This window comes from Gilvimarinus japonicus (assembly GCF_042847215.1).
In the GTDB taxonomy this organism is placed as follows: Bacteria; Pseudomonadota; Gammaproteobacteria; order Pseudomonadales; family Cellvibrionaceae; genus Gilvimarinus; species Gilvimarinus japonicus.
Window position 1 is genome coordinate 3,546,226 of the sequence record NZ_AP031500.1, and the last position, 17,851, is coordinate 3,564,076.

General features: G+C 53.7%; 17 protein-coding genes. 3 read left to right on the top strand and 14 right to left on the bottom strand.

Translation table 11 applies throughout. The annotated features are described in order from the left end of the window. The first annotated feature begins 7 nt into the window (after positions 1-7). Positions 8-1,849 (top strand): dihydroxy-acid dehydratase, encoded by a 1,842-nt coding sequence (gene ilvD / locus ACGHAD_RS14995; RefSeq protein WP_382417732.1) that lies wholly within the window; start codon positions 8-10, stop codon positions 1,847-1,849. 140 nt (positions 1,850-1,989) lie between these two features. Here the strand turns inward: ilvD and ACGHAD_RS15000 are convergent, their stop codons facing one another. The 11 genes from ACGHAD_RS15000 to ACGHAD_RS15050 form a co-directional block, all read right to left on the bottom strand. Continuing rightward, positions 1,990-3,390, bottom strand: a complete 1,401-nt coding sequence (locus ACGHAD_RS15000; RefSeq protein ID WP_339615642.1) for a hypothetical protein — start codon at positions 3,388-3,390, stop codon at positions 1,990-1,992. Between the two features lie 11 nt (positions 3,391-3,401). After that, positions 3,402-4,022: an energy transducer TonB gene (locus tag ACGHAD_RS15005; protein WP_339615641.1), complete on the bottom strand. Its 621-nt coding sequence runs from the start codon at positions 4,020-4,022 to the stop codon at positions 3,402-3,404. A gap of 6 nt (positions 4,023-4,028) precedes the next feature. Next, a complete protein-coding gene (locus ACGHAD_RS15010) occupies positions 4,029-4,433 on the bottom strand; it encodes a biopolymer transporter ExbD (RefSeq protein ID WP_339615640.1) in 405 nt (134 codons plus the stop codon). 39 nt (positions 4,434-4,472) lie between these two features. Next, entirely contained in the window at positions 4,473-5,000 is a 528-nt protein-coding gene (locus tag ACGHAD_RS15015; RefSeq protein WP_339615639.1) for a MotA/TolQ/ExbB proton channel family protein, read from the bottom strand. Positions 5,001-5,010: 10 nt separating this feature from the next. Continuing rightward, on the bottom strand, positions 5,011-6,396 hold the full coding sequence (locus ACGHAD_RS15020; protein WP_339615638.1) for a MotA/TolQ/ExbB proton channel family protein: 1,386 nt from the start codon (positions 6,394-6,396) through the stop codon (positions 5,011-5,013). Continuing rightward, positions 6,393-7,175: a DUF3450 domain-containing protein gene (locus tag ACGHAD_RS15025; protein WP_339615637.1), complete on the bottom strand. Its 783-nt coding sequence runs from the start codon at positions 7,173-7,175 to the stop codon at positions 6,393-6,395. The genes ACGHAD_RS15020 and ACGHAD_RS15025 overlap by 4 nt, the downstream gene beginning before the upstream one ends. 280 nt (positions 7,176-7,455) lie before the next feature. Continuing rightward, positions 7,456-7,965, bottom strand: coding sequence for a dihydrofolate reductase (locus ACGHAD_RS15030; RefSeq protein WP_382417728.1), 510 nt, complete (start codon positions 7,963-7,965; stop codon positions 7,456-7,458). Between the two features lie 31 nt (positions 7,966-7,996). Beyond that, positions 7,997-8,836, bottom strand: a complete 840-nt coding sequence (locus ACGHAD_RS15035; RefSeq protein WP_382417726.1) for a thymidylate synthase — start codon at positions 8,834-8,836, stop codon at positions 7,997-7,999. Next, positions 8,833-9,669 (bottom strand): prolipoprotein diacylglyceryl transferase, encoded by an 837-nt coding sequence (gene lgt / locus ACGHAD_RS15040; RefSeq protein ID WP_382417724.1) that lies wholly within the window; start codon positions 9,667-9,669, stop codon positions 8,833-8,835. The genes ACGHAD_RS15035 and lgt overlap by 4 nt, the downstream gene beginning before the upstream one ends. Positions 9,670-9,791: 122 nt before the next feature. After that, on the bottom strand, positions 9,792-12,056 hold the full coding sequence (gene ptsP / locus ACGHAD_RS15045) for a phosphoenolpyruvate--protein phosphotransferase (RefSeq protein WP_339616061.1): 2,265 nt from the start codon (positions 12,054-12,056) through the stop codon (positions 9,792-9,794). 66 nt (positions 12,057-12,122) lie between these two features. Then, complete coding sequence (locus ACGHAD_RS15050; RefSeq protein ID WP_339615633.1) at positions 12,123-12,620, bottom strand: RNA pyrophosphohydrolase; 498 nt, start codon at positions 12,618-12,620, stop codon at positions 12,123-12,125. A gap of 194 nt (positions 12,621-12,814) precedes the next feature. On the opposite strand from ACGHAD_RS15050, the gene ACGHAD_RS15055 reads away from it, so the two are divergent. Then, positions 12,815-13,477 carry an HAD family hydrolase gene (locus ACGHAD_RS15055; protein ID WP_382417722.1) on the top strand — a complete coding sequence of 221 codons (663 nt, stop codon included), beginning with the start codon at positions 12,815-12,817 and terminating at the stop codon, positions 13,475-13,477. Next, positions 13,474-14,556, top strand: coding sequence for an imelysin family protein (locus tag ACGHAD_RS15060; protein WP_382417720.1), 1,083 nt, complete (start codon positions 13,474-13,476; stop codon positions 14,554-14,556). The genes ACGHAD_RS15055 and ACGHAD_RS15060 overlap by 4 nt, the downstream gene beginning before the upstream one ends. Here ACGHAD_RS15060 and ACGHAD_RS15065 read toward each other — a convergent pair. The 3 genes from ACGHAD_RS15065 to ACGHAD_RS15075 form a co-directional block, all read right to left on the bottom strand. Continuing rightward, the gene (locus ACGHAD_RS15065) at positions 14,540-15,736 is read right to left on the bottom strand and encodes a class I SAM-dependent rRNA methyltransferase (RefSeq protein ID WP_382417718.1); all 1,197 of its coding nucleotides are present in this window, start codon (positions 15,734-15,736) and stop codon (positions 14,540-14,542) included. The genes ACGHAD_RS15060 and ACGHAD_RS15065 overlap by 17 nt on opposite strands. An 80-nt stretch (positions 15,737-15,816) precedes the next feature. Then, entirely contained in the window at positions 15,817-16,164 is a 348-nt protein-coding gene (locus ACGHAD_RS15070) for a hypothetical protein (protein ID WP_382417716.1), read from the bottom strand. Positions 16,165-16,358: 194 nt separating this feature from the next. Continuing rightward, complete coding sequence (locus tag ACGHAD_RS15075; protein ID WP_382418598.1) at positions 16,359-17,825, bottom strand: beta-mannanase man5E; 1,467 nt, start codon at positions 17,823-17,825, stop codon at positions 16,359-16,361. Between the last annotated feature and the right edge of the window lie 26 nt (positions 17,826-17,851).

Genomic DNA, 17,851 nt, shown 5'->3' on the forward strand with positions numbered 1-17,851 from the left:
GGTAATTATGCCAACCTATCGCTCCAGAACCACCACCGCTGGCCGCAATATGGCCGGCGCCCGCGCCCTCTGGCGCGCCACAGGCATGAAAGACGACGACTTTCAAAAGCCGATTATCGCCATTGCCAACTCCTTTACTCAGTTTGTGCCCGGTCACGTCCATTTAAAAGACATGGGCCAACTGGTGGCTCGAGAAGTGGAAAAAGCCGGCGGCGTAGCCAAAGAGTTTAATACCATTGCGGTCGATGATGGCATCGCCATGGGTCACGACGGCATGCTCTATTCGCTGCCATCGCGCGATATTATTGCCGACTCAGTCGAGTATATGGTCAACGCCCACTGCGCCGACGCGCTGGTGTGTATTTCCAACTGCGACAAAATCACTCCCGGAATGCTGATGGCTGCCATGCGCCTTAACGTACCGGTGATTTTTGTTTCTGGCGGCCCCATGGAAGCCGGTAAAACCAAGCTGCTCGATCACGGCCTCGATTTAATCGACGCCATGGTAATGGCCGCTGACGACTCAGTCGACGACGAGACCCTCAGCGAAATCGAGCGTAGCGCGTGCCCAACCTGCGGCTCCTGCTCGGGCATGTTTACCGCCAATTCAATGAACTGCTTAACCGAGGCGCTGGGTTTATCTCTGCCCGGCAACGGCACGATTGTCGCCACCCACGCCGACCGCGAGAAGCTGTTTAAAAAGGCCGGCCACCGCATTGTCGAGCTGGCCAAACGCTACTACGAGGGCGATGAAGAGCACCTTCTGCCCCGCGCGATTGGCTCCAAGGCGGCCTTTGGCAACGCCATGGCACTGGATATCGCCATGGGCGGCTCTACCAACACCATTTTGCACTTGTTGGCCGCGGCGCAAGAGGCTGAACTGGACTTTGGCATGAGCGACATCGACCGCATCTCGCGAGAGGTGCCACAACTGTGTAAAGTCGCGCCCAACACCCAGCAGTACCATATCGAAGACGTCCACCGAGCCGGCGGGGTAATGGGTATTTTGGGCGAGCTAGATCGCGCCGGCGTACTCGATACCTCAGTGCCCACTGTGTACGGTGATACTCTCAAGGCGGCACTGGACGAATGGGACATTATGCGCAACCCGTCCGACGATGTGATCGAGTTCTTTAAGGCGGGCCCTGGCGGCATTCCAACTCAGGTAGCTTTTTCGCAGGCGGCGCGCTGGCCTAGCCTTGATGGCGATCGCGCCACTGGCTGTATCCGCTCGCTTGAGCACGCGTTCTCAACCGAAGGCGGCTTAGCGGTGCTGTACGGCAACATTGCCGAGGACGGCTGCGTGGTTAAAACCGCTGGCGTAGACGACTCTATCTTGGTATTTGAAGGCCCGGCGCACGTGGTCGAAAGCCAGGATCAAGCAGTCGAAAACGTACTGAACGGCAAAGTTAAGGCCGGCGAAGTCGTTATTATCCGCTATGAGGGGCCCCGCGGCGGTCCGGGCATGCAAGAGATGCTCTACCCCACCAGCTACCTTAAATCAAAAGGCTTAGGCAAAGCCTGTGCGCTACTAACCGACGGCCGCTTTTCGGGTGGTACCTCTGGTCTTTCCATCGGTCACGCCTCACCGGAAGCGGCCGCTGGTGGCGCCATCGCCTTGGTGGAGACGGGCGATACCATTCGCATTGATATCCCCGAACGGTCTATCAATGTGCAAATTAGCGCCCGTGAACTACACGAGCGCCGCGAGCGTATGGAGCACCGTGAAAACCCCTGGAAACCAATAGAGCAGCGCCCCCGTCAGGTCAGCGCGTCACTTAAAGCGTACGCAAAGTTGGTCACCAGTGCCGACAAAGGCGCCGTAAGAGATTTGAACTTGCTCGATTAACTGTTCAGCACAAAAAAGCCCCGCTTCTACTCGGTAGAGGCGGGGCTTTTTTGTGGCTAAAACTTCTCTCAAGCTAAATCACTAGACACAAAAAAACCGGCGATTGCCGGTTTTTTTGTGCTGACAAACAACTTTTTAACTTAGTTGTCTTTCAGAGCTTCTTGACGCTTTCTCTCGCTTTCAGCAAAACTTGTCCACTGAGTGGCAAACTTGCGGCTGCGCTCATCTTTTGCGGCCTTTTTAAAGGACGCAATAGCAGCGTCAAAGTTATTGCGTGACAACTCCGCTTGACCAATGGTCAAGTGAACTGAATCTGGACGACTTAAGTCACCTTTTTTCAGCGCATTGTTACCTGCGGCAACCGCGTCATCAAACTGATCGCGCGAAAACAACAAGCGCGCCAGATTAAAGTACAAGTCACCGTCGTCAGACTTAGCAGCGGCACGCTTCATTTCGACCAACGCTTTGTCAGTCTCCTGAGCTAAACGCCAAGAGTTAGCCAAAAGCTCCAAGTTTTTGGAGGTGGGCTCAATGATTTTGTCTTCATTGATGCCTTTGTCCAACACTTTAGCAGCTTTGTAAGGCGCATCTTTGTCGATAAAGCCACCGGCCAGAGTACGCAACTGACCATCTTTTTTCAGCCCACCCATAACGTACATGGAGTCCAGCGCACGATAGTAATCATCGATGCGGCCCAGCTCGTAGTACAGACCTACCAGCTGACGCCAGTAGCTCATTTTGGGGTAGTGACGCACCAACTGTTCGACCACTTCCAGCGTCTTAGGATATTCTTCACGCGTGTAATAAACCGCGCGTGTAAAGCCTAACCACTCTTCCTTGGGTATCTTGCCGTCGGCTTCATACAGACTAATAGCCTCGAGCATGTTAACCAGTGCTGCATCTAGATCATCATTGGCGTAGTACACTTGAGCGATAACGGCATACTGTTCAGCCGATATGCTGGTGACCATCTTGCTCCAGCGCTTAAGAAAATCCAGCGCTTTTTTCGGCTGATCTTCTTGGCTATACAACTGAGCCAACGTGTACAAGTACTGAGCCTCAGTACCTACCGGCAAGTTCGGACTCTGCTTTACGACATTCTCGAAACTCTCGATAGTTTTCTCGGTGTTTTCGAGGTTGTAATAAATAGAGCCGTAGTAGGTGTAAACCATAACCTTTTCATACGGGTTGTAGTCACCCATATCTTCGGCCATTTCGTTTACGATCTGCAACGCTTTACGCGGGTCCGACTTAGCACCCTCAGCAATGGCTTCTTCGGTCGGGTCTAACGCTTCACTGACTTCCTGTAGGTCTTCAATAAAGCTTTGCGACAAACCTGGCAAACGGCGCGGATCAAGCTTTTTCTCGGCCGGCTTCATGAGCTTAGCGCTTTGCGCTTGCGCACTACCGGCGACAAACAGTGATTGCTCGGGCACCAAATCAAACGCAACAAAGCCTGTAATTGCCGGCGCTGCGAACAGCGCCGAGGCCAGCAGTGACTTTTTGAAGGTGCCTGAAATCATCGATTTTACATTCTTCATTTTCATCACCCTTATTGCGCAAGCTCAAATACAAAGCGGTTGCGAACACCCGGCACCTCAATAGGCGTACCGTCAACGACCCGCGGCTTATACTTGAACTTCTCAGCAGCTTTAATGGCCGCCCGGTCAAAGATACTGGTCTCGTCGCCATCTTTATCGATGCCTTCGATCACCACTACATCTTTGGTAGAGCCATTAATGGTTACCGTGAACTGAACCGTCACAAAGCCTTCGATACCACGTTGCGCCGCACGACGCGGATACTGTGGAGCCACCTTCACGATAGGCAGATACTCACCGTCACCACCGATACCACCGGCGCTAACATTGATATCAGAGCTTAACGATGGTGCCGTCATGTTCAACCCTTCAGGGTTAATATCGGGCGACTCAAAGTCTGGCTCCGGAATATCTGGCGGAGGCGTTTCTGGCGTTTCCGGTTTATCGGGTTTAGCCGTCTCATAGCGGACTTCGATCTCGGTATCCGGCATCCGAATATCTTCGATACGCGTCTGCTCTTCTTGCTCGTCTGCCTTAAGATCGGAGTTGATCAAAGAGTGCATCAGAAACAAAAGGCCGAGGGTCACGACCACCGCCAAAACGGCAGCAATAATTACTCTTACAAGTTTCATAGCGGCCTATTTCTTAGCTGTAGAGACAGCGACGTTGCTCACATTCAACTGACGAGCAGTATCGGCAACCTCGGCTAACAATTTAACATTAGCCTCGGCATCAGCCTGAATAACAACGGAGCCTCTCGGGTTGTCGGCAAGCAAACGCTCTATCTGCGCTCGCACCCCACGGGGATCAACCTGGTTCTTATCGATCCAGATCTCATCTTCGTCTGTAATAGCAATCAAGATGCTGGCATTTTTCTTTGGGTCAGCCATGGTTGCTTCAGGACGCTCAACTTCAACCCCGGTCTCTTTAATAAATGTGGCAGTCACAATGAAGAAGATCAACATGATGAAAACCACATCGAGCATAGGGGTCAAATCGATCGCCCCGGTCTGATCGTCTTCAGATTCGTTTTTCCTGCTCATGACAAATCTCTTATTACTGGTTGATACGACGTGCCAGCCTTAGTGATCCATTGTCAGGTGATCGGCAAACAACTGATTTTCACGCTCGGCGGTTCGTGTGAGGTAGGTGTTGGCAAACAAGCCTGACAGCGCAGCAACCATGCCCGCCATTGTCGGGATTGTCGCTTTAGATACACCGCCTGCCATTTCTTTGGCATCACCACCACCGGTCATCGCGAGAACGTTAAACACTTCAATCATACCGGTAACCGTACCCAGCAGACCGAGCAGAGGACACAAGCTCACCATAGTGGCGATCATGTCCATATTGGTATTAACCTTCAGCTCGATCTTAGAAATCAGTGCCGAACGGATCTGGTGGGCGTTCCAAGATTTGCGCTCACTGCGCGCTTCCCAGACATCCAAAGACTTTTGAAGGTCGCCTTTTAGACCGCCTTTGAAATACCACACCCGCTCGAAAATCAGGGTCCACATGACAAAGGTAAGGGCGGCGATAAATAACAATACCATACCGCCCTGATCCAAAAAGGCTCTAATGGCTGCGATAGCTTCCATTAATGCCAGCATGCTTTATCTCCTACTTGCGTTCAGCGTTTTCGGCGATGATACCTGCCGACTGTTCTTCAAGAACATGAATAACACGCTTAGCACGGCCATTAACCACGGTGTGGATCAGTACCACAGGAATCGCTACTAACAGACCCCAAACCGTTGTGATCAATGCAGAAGAAATACCGCCTGCCATGTTTTTCGGGTCACCCGCACCGAAGATCGTAATCGCCTGGAAGGTCAAGATCATACCGGTAACGGTACCCAACAGACCCATCAGTGGCGCAACCGCCGCGATAATCTTCAGAATTGCCAAGCCGCTTTCAATCGCAGGACGCTCTTTCAATACCGCTTCTTCGAGTTTTAGCTCCAAGGTTTCGGTATCAGCGTTCGGATTTTCTTCGGCCGCTTTCAACACACGACCCAGCGGGTTGTTAGTGTTGGCTTTGTCAGACTTCAACTGGCTGCTTACTTTAGCATTTACGGTAAACAGGTAGATGATGCGCCACAGACCGATCAACAGACCCAGTGCACCAACAGCCATAATGGCATAACCAACCACACCACCTTGGGTAAGCAGACGCTCTTTCCAGGTCGGGCTGTTAATCAGCGCGCCCAGCAAAGTGCCGCCAGTAGGGCCTGTGGGGTCAAGACCAACACCAACCAAACCAGAAGTCGCGTTTTGCAGTTCAGAAGCGGCGTCCAAGTAATTACCGTCAGGCTGACGGATCAACTCTTCCATTTTGTAACCGTCTGGAACGTAGTTGAGGTACTTGCCTTCGGACAACAGGTTGTAAGAACCAACACGAACCACTTCTTGCTCGGCATTTTCGCCGTTAGGCTTGATCACGGTACCGGTGAAAGAAACAACACGGCCGCTCTCAACCATTTGACGCTGCTGCTCGTACCACAGGCGCTCAATTTCCTCGAGGCTAGGCAAGCGAGTGTTTGAGTTCATTTTGTCAATCAACTCAGACAAGAACTCGCCGCGGTTCGGGTATTGCGCCGAGATCAGTGACGTGCTCAACGTTGAGCGCAAGTCACCTGCAGTAGAGGTCAAGTGACCAAACAGTTCACGCAGCGAACCAAGACGCTCGTTAAACTGCTGACGCTTAGCTTCTACGTCCAACTCTTGCTCAGAGTGAGTTTCTTCCAAGCGCTCAGAGCGACGCTCTTCCGCAGCCAAAGTATCTTGGGCTTGCTTCAGCAGGCTCGCCTGATTGCCTTTTTCACGGGTAAATTGCTGCTCGCGCTTGCGGTGCTCGGCTGTTTCAGCCACGCGCGACTCTTTTACCATATTTAGCAACTCGTCAAGGCTAGCCGCTTGATCATTTTCTTGTGCCATTACAGCACTGGTGCTGATTAGGCCGGCAGCTACCGCTACCAGGCAGCGTTTTGCAAACTTCATTTTCATTTTGCTGCCTCCGGAGCTTGGACAGGTACAAACATAATGTCTTTAGAGGCTTCGTTACGCGCGATGCGCAAGCCTTTCAAAATAGTGCTGCGGTAAGAGTCGTCTAGCTCAACCCAAGCGCCTTGGGTAGGGTCCCAAGCACCAGAAGATTCAGTATCGGTAGTCTGATACATCAAAGAGACACGACCGATGCGTAAAATGTTCACTTCACGCTCCTGACCGCCTACATCCAAAGTGTCGCGATACGCTTCGATGAAACGACCGTAATCACTCTCAATTTTGTATGCTTCCAATACCTGACGGAATTTTTCAGCAACGGAAATATCGGCGCGATCTTGGTTGTTACGCAGCATTTCGATACGGGCCAAGCGCTCATCCATTTTGAATGGCTTGTCCAGTTTCACAAATTGCTCAAGTGCGTCGAGCATGCGCATAACCAGAGGCTGAATGCGACGTTCGATAACCGTAACGTTTTCGATCGACTCGTCCAGATCTTTGATTACCGCCAGCTGAGCCGCAATTTGCTTTTCTAGCTGACTGTTGTAAACGCGCATATCTTCGATCTGCTTGTTCACTTGCTTAAATTGAACCAGCAAGTCCTCAGTTTCCTGAGCCAAACGATCGATACGCTTTTGAGAATCTCGCGCCAAAGTAGTTTTGGCCTGACTTACCTGAAGAATTTCGTCCAGGGTTTGATCTGCCATTGCCACGCTACCCACTAGCGCGCTGGCAGAAAGCACAGTGGTCAGAGCCACGGCTTTCAATCGCTGCTTTTTCATATTTCCCCCAACTCGGGTGCTTGCAATCAGGTTATATGCGACAGAATGCTGCCACAGACACATAATCCACGAATACCTCTTTCGAGGCAGCTTAAGAACGCAGCATTGTAATAAGAGCGTTCCTCTACATTCAATGCTTTATCCAAATGGTATTGCACATGTGTATATCGGTATCAGAGGGGTAACACTTTAATGCACCACAGCTGGGCCCGAGTAACACCTGATCATTTGTTGATCTGCGCAAAGTTGCTAAACTCACCGACCTTATACAGTTTAATTATTAAGAACCGGTGTCATCGCACGACTCCAATACCAAAAAATGATGACGCAGCGGAGCCTCTGCATCACCCTCCTGCCGGGAAACTTCCCGCCAATTCTCGGCCGATAGCTCAGGGAAGAACGCATCTGCCCCCTCTACCGTTACCGCTATCTCCGTTTTATAAATACGATCCGTATAAGGTAACGCCGCACGGTATATTTGCTCGCCACCAATAATCATCACCTCGTCGCCATCCGCTTCGGCCCGCGCCAAAGCAATAGCCTCGGGGATGTTGGTAACACATTTAACCCCTTCTGGCGCAGGCCAGCTCGGGTCGCGGCTAATAACGATATTGAGCCTACCGGGTAACGGCCGTCCAATAGACTCATAGGTTTTGCGGCCCATCATAATGGGCTTACCCAAGGTCACGCACTTAAAGTATTGTAAATCCGCCGGCAGGTGCCAAGGCATCGCATTGTCCTTGCCTATTGCATTGTCGTGCCCGCAGGCGACAATCATTGCTACTTGCATCGAAAAAACCTCAGTTCTCGCTGACCCGTGATTAAACGGCAATAGGCGCTTTGATACGCGGGTACGGGTCATACCCCTCAAAGCTAAAGTCTTCTAACTGATAGTCGAAAATCGATGCTGGGCGACGCGCGATAACCAAACGCGGCAGCGCTTTTGGCTCGCGCGCCAGCTGCTGATAAACAATATCGTCAGTCAGGTGATTATGATACAGGTGACAGTCACCGAAGGTGTGAACAAAGTCCCCAACATCCAGGTCACATTGCTGGGCGATCATGTGCGTCAATAGCGCGTAGCTGGCGATATTAAACGGCACCCCCAAAAACAAGTCGGCACTGCGTTGGTACAGCTGACACGAAAGCTTGCCGTCGGCGACATAAAACTGAAACAAGGTGTGACACGCCGCCAGCGCCATTCGACCTGCGGCCACGTTGGCCTGCGGCCCCACGGACTCGTCGGGCAGATCCGCCGGATTCCAGGCACTAACGATAAGGCGGCGCGAAGTAGGCTTGGCCTTTATCTGCTCGATTACATCACTGATCTGATCAATGGTACTACCATCGGGGCACGCCCAACTACGCCACTGCTTACCGTACACAGGGCCAAGGTCACCTTCGCTACTGGCCCACTCATTCCAGATCTTGCAGCCACGCTCTTGCAACCACTGCACATCGGTGCGCCCCTGTAAAAACCACAGCAACTCGACAATCACGCTTTTTAAGTGCACCGCCTTGGTAGTCACGAGCGGAAAGCCCTGGCGCAAATCAAAGCGCAACTGACGCCCAAAGACCGAACGGGTGCCGGTGCCCGTGCGGTCGTCTCGGTCAGTGCCGGTAGCAACCACATCGCGCATTAAATCCAGATACTGCTTCACGAAGCCTCCTTCGACGCCGCCGGTTTACGCTCTGCTGTGGGCTTTCCGTGACCACTGAATTTATAAGCGTATATCAACAGACCAATGCCCAGCGCCGCCATGGGCAAGCACAACAGCTGACCACGAGTCACCCAGCCAAACAAATCAAACTGAATGTGCTGGTCGGGCTCGCGGGCGAACTCGGCCAGAATACGAAAACCAGCGTATCCGATCAAAAACACACCGCTGACCGCCGCCGTCGGACGCGGCTTGCGAGAAAACCAATAAACCAGCACAAATAAACTTACCCCTTCGAGGGCAAACTGATACAGCTGGGATGGGTGACGCGGCAGCAACTCTGGATCTTTAGGAAAGACCATAGCCCAAGGCAAGTCGGTTGGACGCCCCCACAATTCCTGACCAATAAAGTTGCCCAGCCGACCAAAGGCCAACCCCAAAGGTACAATCGGGGCGACGAAGTCGGTTAAACGCAAGTAGGGGACGCGAATGCGATGGGCGTAAAACAGCATCGCCAACAGCACGCCAATCAGGCCACCGTGAAACGACATGCCGCCCTCCCAGATTCGGAACAGCCACAGAGGGTCGCGCATCCAGGCGTCAAAGTTATAAAACACCACATAGCCAACCCGGCCACCAATCACTACCCCGAAGGCACCATAGGTAATAAGATTCTCAACCTGGGGCCGTGTGACGGGAGAGTCGGGCCGCAGCGCCCGACGCATGGCAATAAACCACGCCGAGGCAAAAGCCAGCAGGTACATCAAGCCGTACCAGTGAACATCTAACGGACCGATAGACACGGCAACCGGATCGAAATTGGGATGGGTGAGCATAGAGCGAACGCCAGCAATAAAAAAAGAGCGGCAATCATAACACCGCGATTGTGTCAGATAAAACCGCCGCGCTTTTTAACGCCGCCACTGGTAACGCTCAGCGAAGCGCCATGCAAAAATGTTTAAGCGTCAATTTCCAGCGGCCGCACCACACGATTGACACCGGTTTCCAACAGCATTTGGTCGATGCGCGCGCGCACCTGCTCGGCATCGACTAGGTGCATCACCTCTTCCAGCAGCACTTCGGCTTGCTCTAGGTTAATCGCACGAATAACCGATTTAACTTTGGGCAGGTTAGTAGCGTTCATCGACAGCACGTCATAACCCATCGCCATCAACAAAATCGCGGCGCCAGGGTCTCCGGCCAGCTCGCCACAGATACCAACGCTGACGCCCTGTGTGTGGCCGTCGTTGACAACCTGCTGTAGCGCGCGCAGCACAGCGGGGTGAAACGCCTGATACTGCCCGGCCACCCGCGCATTGTTGCGATCGACCGCTAGCAGATATTGCGTTAAATCGTTGCTGCCCACCGACAAAAAATCGACCCTTGCCGCCAGCTCGCGCGCCTGATAAACCGCGGCAGGCACCTCAATCATCACCCCAAGCGGCGGCAGGTGAACCTCATACCCCTCTTCCAACAGTTCATGGTAGGCGCGATAAATCAGCGCCTTGGACTGTTCTAACTCGGAGACGCTAGAGATCATCGGCAAGAGGATACGCAAGTTATCAAGGCCACTGCTGGCCTTGATCATAGCCCGGATCTGGGCCAGAAAAATCTCTGGGTGATCCAGCGTAACCCGAATACCGCGCCAGCCCAAAAAAGGGTTGTCCTCTTCAATCGGAAAATACGGCAAGGCTTTATCGCCGCCGATATCCAAGGTGCGCATGGTCACCGTGTGCGGCGCAAACGCTTCTAGCTGCTCGCGGTAAATAATGCGCTGCTCTTCTTCAGACGGGAAGCGATCGCGCAATAAAAATGGTACCTCGGTACGGTACAAGCCCACACCCTCGGCGCCCCGCTCCAGCGAACGCACTACATCCGCCATCAACCCAGTATTCACCCACAGCGGCAGACGGTATTTATCTAAGGTTTCGCAGGGTAAATCTTTAAGAGCCTCCAGGCCTTTAACCAGCTCTCGTTCTTCTTCGGCAATGGCACGGTAATGCTTGCGCAACTGCTTGCTCGGATCGCTGTAAACCGCGCCCTTGTAGCCATCGACAATAACCGGACGGCCATCCATGCGTGTATAGGGCAGATCAACCGCCCCCATAACCGTGGGAATACCCATTGCGCGGGCTAAAATCGCCACGTGAGAGTTACCAGAACCCTGCACTGAGACCAACCCCACCAATTTATCTTCAGGCACTTCGCCCAACATAGAAGCGGTGAGCTCGTCGCCGATCAAAATGGTGTTATCGGGGTAAATTTTGCAACTTTGATTGGACTCTTGCAGGTAGGCCAGCACTCGCCGCCCCAAATCGCGCACATCGGTGGCACGCTCGCGCAGATAAGCATCGTGCATACCGGCAAAGTTATTTTCATGCTCGAGGATCACCTCACTCCAGGCGTAAGGGGCGCAGGTTCCCTCGCGAATTTTAGCCGTGACCTCGCCCCCCAGAGCGGCGTCATCAAGCATCGCCAAATAGGCGTCAAACAGGGCTCGCTCCTCACGGTTGAGGCGCTCCTCCAATTGCGTGCCCAGATCCCTGATATCGTCGCGCACAGCATTTAAGCAGCGCTGAAAAAACTCCAGCTCCGCCGCGATATCGTCACACTGCTGATACGGAACCCCTTTTAAGTCCGCCAGTGGTGCCACCACCACAGACTCGCCAATAGCAATACCGGGCGCCCCCGAGACGCCGGCAAAGCGCGCTTGCTCGGCTGCGGCACCAACCGCCACCATAGTACCGGTGGCCTCGGCGTGGGCAATAACACCTGCCAACTGGGCCGACATTGTCACCAAGAACGCTTCATCGCCCTCATCAAAGCGGCGCCGCTCTGACTGCTGGACCACCAGCACTCCCAACACTTGGCGATGGTGAATAATCGGCACGCCCAAAAACGAGCTAAAGCGCTCCTCACCGGTCTCTGGAAAGTATTGGTAGGCGGGGTGGGATTCGGCGTCCTCTAAATTGACCGGCTCTTCGCGGGTTACCACACGTCCCACCAAGCCCTGACCGGGGGCCATGCGTACCTGCCCCACAGCCTGCTGCTGCAACCCCTCGGTGGCCATCAGCACGAATTCATCGTTGGGGCCACGCAAATACACCGAACACACCTGAGTCTGCATGGCCCGCTTTACGCGCGAGACGATAATCGCCAGCGCCTTGGGTAGGTCGCGGGCGGCATTCACCTCTTGAACAATACTGCGCAACGAGTTCAGCATAGAATCCATTAGTTTCTCAGTTAGATAAGTAGTCGGTATTGCCTATAACGGCCCGCGCGGCCCCACTCAGCCGGCGGCGATACGCTCAAGCTGACTGTGCACCGGCGACAACTCTTTTAACGCCCGGCGGTAAACATCGCGCTTAAATGCGACGACCTCGCCCAGCGGATACCAATAGCTCACCCAGCTCCAGTCATCAAACTCGGCACGGCCGCCATTTTCCAGGCAAACACGGGCATCATCGCTTTTAATTTTTAGTAAAAACCACTTTTGTTTTTGGCCGATACACAAAGGCTGAGCATTTTGCCGAATCAAGCGGTGCGGCAGCCGATAGCGCAGCCAACCGCGCGTGCAAGCCAGTACGTCAACGTCGGCCTCGGTCAAACCCACCTCTTCGCCCAACTCCCGAAACAGCGCCTGCTCAGGGGTTTCATCTTGATGTATGCCCCCCTGAGGAAACTGCCAAGCATCTTGACCACCTACGCGCCGTGCCCACAGCACCTGACCTTGATCGTTGCTTAGAATAATCCCCACATTGGGGCGAAAGCCATCGGCGTCTATCACATTAAATTCCTGTTGTATCCGTCTTCTTATCACATGGCGGTGAAACTTTTGCATTGTTCCACAAAAAGACCTGCCGCAGCAATTGAGGTTACACAAACCGAGCGCGAATACCAAACCCATCGCGTCCAAGCTTGAGAGGTGCGCCATCGGGCGCTATGCTAGCGCGTTTGGCACTCTACATTTAAGGAAACTCCGTGGCACTGGCCATTTTTGATTTGGATAACACGCTAATTAACGGCGACAGCGACCATTCTTGGGGCGAATTCTTACTGGCGCGTAAGCTCGTCGACGAACAGGCGTATCGCCACCAAAATGATCAATTTTATCAAGACTACCAGAGCGCCAGTCTCGATATCGACGCCTATTTGCGCTTTGCCCTTCAGCCGCTCACTCAGTATAGCCCGAGTGACTTAGCGCAACTGCATAAAGACTTTATGCGCGAATACATCGAGCCTATTATGCTGCCCAAAGCCAAACAGCTACTGACTGAGCATCGCGAGCGCGGCGACTACCTACTGATTATCACCGCCACCAACGGGTTTATTACCCGCCCTATCGCCGCGCACCTCGAGGTGGATGAGATTTTGGCCACCGACCCCGAGCTGAAAAACGGCCGCTACACCGGCGGCTATTTAGGCACCCCGTGCTTTGGCGCCGGCAAAGTCACCAATTTAAAGCTGTGGCTTGATAAGCACAACCAAGATCTGGACGGCAGCTATTTTTACAGCGACTCCATTAACGATTTGCCTCTGCTGGAGCAAGTCCCCCATCCGGTCGCCGTCAATCCCGACGCGCGCCTCGCAGCGGTTGCCCGCGAGCGCAACTGGCCCATACTGGACCTACACGAGCAGCCATGACCCGCCATGTAATATTGATCGCCCTGACCGCCTTTCTGTGTAGTTGCGACCGCACAACAGAGCCCAGTGGCGCCCATTCAACGGCGCTTTCCCCGGCCTCCAATTCGCCTGCATTGGCGGAGAGTAAGCTAGATAACGCTGCTATTGCGAGTAAAAGTATCGAGCTATGGGACAACACTGGCGCCCGCTTGCAAGACTTTGCCGAGCACTGTCAGCGATTGGAGTCCAGCGTTTTACAGCTACTAGAAAACCCCACCGAATCCCAATTACAAAACACTCAGCAGCAGTGGCGCCAATTGCACGGCGAACTGCGCCAACTGACGATGGCAATGTCGCTGGCCACTCGCAACCCGGGCTTGTTTACTCCGCTGGCACAAGCGCTCGGTAAAATCGACCGCCAACCCATTGCCGCCGGGTACCTCGACAGCGTCGAAGGTTACCCCAATAGCGGCCTGATTAATGACATTAGCCTTGAGATTAATCACACCACACTGCGTCAGCAGCACGGACTCACCGCCGACAACGAGGCAAGCCTGGGCCTGCACCCGCTAGAGTTCATTCTATTTGGCGAAACCGGGCAACGCAGCGCGAGCGATTTTGCCCGCCAGACGAAAAGCACGCCCGAGCTTGCCAGCCTCAACCAACCGCAAAACCGGCGGCGGGACTACCTCGCCTTAAGCGGCAAATTACTGTGCGATGACAGCGCGCAACTGGCCCGCCAGTGGAACGACCGGCAATCGGCTATCGCCGCACCCTATTTTGCCCTGACACCGCCTGCGCGGCTGCAGTTATGGCACACACTACTGGCGGCCGAGATAGACGCCCTAAACCATCAGCGCCAAATACATCACTGCGATTTTGCGCCCAAGGGCTGTGATATTCGATGGCGCTACCGCGGCCTACAGAGTGTGCTTAATACCAAAGATGCGCTACTACCGACGCTGGCGCGCCAGCAACGCTCACGCTGGGACGAAGGTGTGGCGGCTTTCAATGTCGCCCTAAGCGCCGAGCCGCGCAATGATGCCGCGACCCAAGACGCGATTGCGGCATTAGCTCGCGCGCTTAATGATCGCGATTAAAGACCCGGGCAAACACCGCTTTTAAATAGTTAGTCTCGGCAATCGCCGAGTGCACCGGATGGTCCGGCCCCTGCCCGCTAAAGTGAATCAAACGCGCATCGCGCCCGGCTTTTTGCGCGCTGGCGCGCACAATATCGGTCAAAGTCTCGGTGGCCAAATGCATAGAACAAGAGGCCGACACCAGCAAACCGCCATCAGCCAATAACTTTAATCCCAGCTCATTAATGTGCCGATAGGCCGCCTCCCCCGCTTTTTGATCTTTGCGGCGCTTAATAAACGCCGGCGGATCGAGCACCACCACGTCAAATTTTGCGCCCTCGGCCAGCAGCGCTTTCATCACTTCAATTGCCTTGCCCTGTCGCCCGCTAACGCAATCTTGCACGCCGTTTAGCTCGGCATTGGCGATAACACCGGCAATCGCACGGGCCGATGCATCGACACACACTACCCGCTCGGCACCGGCGGTCGCCGCTTGAATACCCCAGCCGCCAATATAAGAGAACACATCCAGAACGCGCTTACCTTTAACCCACTGGCGCAACTGCGCCCGGCCAACCCGGTGATCGAAAAACCAACCGGTTTTTTGCCCCGATGCCACCGGTGCCACAAACCGCGTTTCGTTTTCGATCAGCTCAACCTCATCTGGCACTGTGCCATAAGCCACTTCGGTGTAGCGGGTCAGCCCTTCCAGCTCGCGTGCGCTGTGATCGTTGGCCAACAAAACACCCACAGGCTGCAATAGCGCCACTAACTGCTCAACCACTAAATCCCGCACGGCTTCCATTCCGGCCGAGGCAATTTGCACGACGAGATAATCGCCAAAGCGATCCACCACCAAACCTGGCAGCAAATCACTGTCGCCAAAAATTAAACGGTAATAGGGCTGACTAAAAGCCTGCTCGCGCAAAGAAAGTGCATTGGCAAAGCGCGACTGCAGCAACCGGGCATCGAGTAGCGTTTCATCTCGGCTAATCAGCCGAGCACAAATTAAGCTGGCGGGGTTGATCAGGGCCACCCCCAACAGCTCATCTCGATTATTAAGAAGCCGCACCTGCTGGCCGGGACTAAACACCTTTAGCGGACTGCGCTTAACATCCACCTCGTTGCTATAGACCCACAAATGGCCACGACGCAGGCGTCGGTCAGTTTGTGGTTTAAGGTAAAGGCTCGGCAGGTTCATCGGCGATCTCCAGGATCTGGGGCTAGAAACCGCGCCAGTATACCTTGGATTTAGATTCGTAGTAGGGGCGAGCCAAAAACCTACTCAGCGAGACTGTCTAGTGACACGCGGGACTGATCGGCAAAATGTTTAATATCAGCCTCACTGGCACTTTCTTTACACTCACCCCGCAGCCACTGCTGCTGCATATTTAGGCGAAAATCCAGCTCCATGTATCCCGTGCGGCAATACCCCGTCGCCGCTACCACGTAAGCGGTGCGGCGCTGTAGTTTCTCGTAATCACGGCGATCGGGAACATAGCGCGGCGCCTGCACCAATGCCCTTGGCGACATTTCGGCGGCCTGCCCCAAACGATAGGTAAACTGCTTACTGCTGTTAGCTAAGATATGAATCGTGAGCGATTGCGGAACCTCACCATAGGAGGGCACAGAGGAGCACCCCCCCAGCGCAGCGAGCGAGCAAGCACTAAAAAGCAGCCACGTCAGCGCAAACCGATAACGTTTAACAGGAGCGGCAAGCGCTGACATTATTGCAATAATCGTTGGCATAAATGACTTAAAGTGTGCATATCAGCCACTACCCTAAGCCATTTTTTGCAGTGCAACAAGCGCTTTAGGAAGCGCTAAGGTAAGACTACTTGCGCCACATTAGAGGGGTCGGATTCACCGCTCTCGTTGCGGGCAACGACTCGATAGTAATACATTTGCCCTGGCACTAAGTCGTCGGTATCGCGAAACAGCGCTTGCTCATACGGGCGATACTCTTGCAAGCCGTCAGAGATGTTGTCTCCGATCACCTGCCACGGGCCAGACGCATCGGTGGCTCGCTCAATGCGATAAGTGCGCCCCAGTGGCGCGCCTAAAAAGTCGATGCGCTCACGCGGATCGGCAATGGCGCGCAGCTTGGGCGGCTCTGGTTTTGGCAAAGGCGCAGGCGCATCTAGGCCCACCATTTGCGCCTGCGCGGTACGCACTAAGTTCACCACCTTACGCTCTTCGTTAGCATCGCCTTCGGGGAAGCCCGGAATATGGTAACTATAGTGCCCAGTGTACTCTTTATGCCAATAAAAACCACCGTTATGACGATGCCCGCGAAACCCCCAAATAAAAACACCGGCCGCTCTTGCGCCGTTATAATCAGAGTGCACCGCCGTTTGCATAATATCATTCAAGCCTTCGGCATCGCGCAGACCAAACTCACCGATCAAATAGACTTTTTTGCCGTCAATCGCCTGCAAGTCCGACAGTACTTGTTCGGGGTTATTATTGTTGTTGGTGGTGTAAAAGTGATTAGAGATAATATCCACGTTAGGGTCATCCAGCGCGAACTTATTGACTTTTAAATAAGTGCCATCAATCACCAAGTGGTTACTGTCCAGCTCTTTAATAAGCGCGGCAGTTGTACGCACGAAAGGCTCGGTAGAGTCTCTTAACTCATTTCCTGTCTCCCACGCCATAATGGCTTTTTCATTTTTATAAACGCGGCCAGTGATGGTGTTGGTGCGATTAATAACCTGACGAATAATATCTTGGTAGGCGGCGTAGGTTTTACTTTCGGTATCGTAAAAGTCATCGGCCGATTCATCGTAAAAAGCCGCCAGTTGCTCGCGCCCGCCCCACCACTTCCAGTGATCGATAAAGGGCAAAATCAAACGCAATCCGTACTGATCGGCCAGGGCGATCATACGATCGTAGTGCACCATCGCCGCCTCATTCAAGCGCGGCATCCCATCGGCTTGCACAGGGGGCAATATATGGGTCTCGCGGCCGCATTCAGCATCCGACGGAGTTGCCACCGATAAAACGTAAACACGCATAGCGCGATGGCCACTTTTGACCAGCGCTTTTATCCAGTTCTCTTGTTCATCGGCGGTGGGCCAGCGAAAATACTGCCCCCAGCCTCGAGGGTCCGCCGCGCAAGCGCCACGGGCGTCATCTTCAATACGATGCAGCTCTGGGGCGTGAATGCCGGCAAAACGAAACTCTTTTCCCCCCTCCAGCAATCTATGACCATCGCGGCTAATAAACTCATCAAAGGCATACACAGGCAGAGCTGTCAGGCCCAGCAAGACAGATAACGTAAAGCGCATAAAAGCACAGCGAAGCAACGTCATAG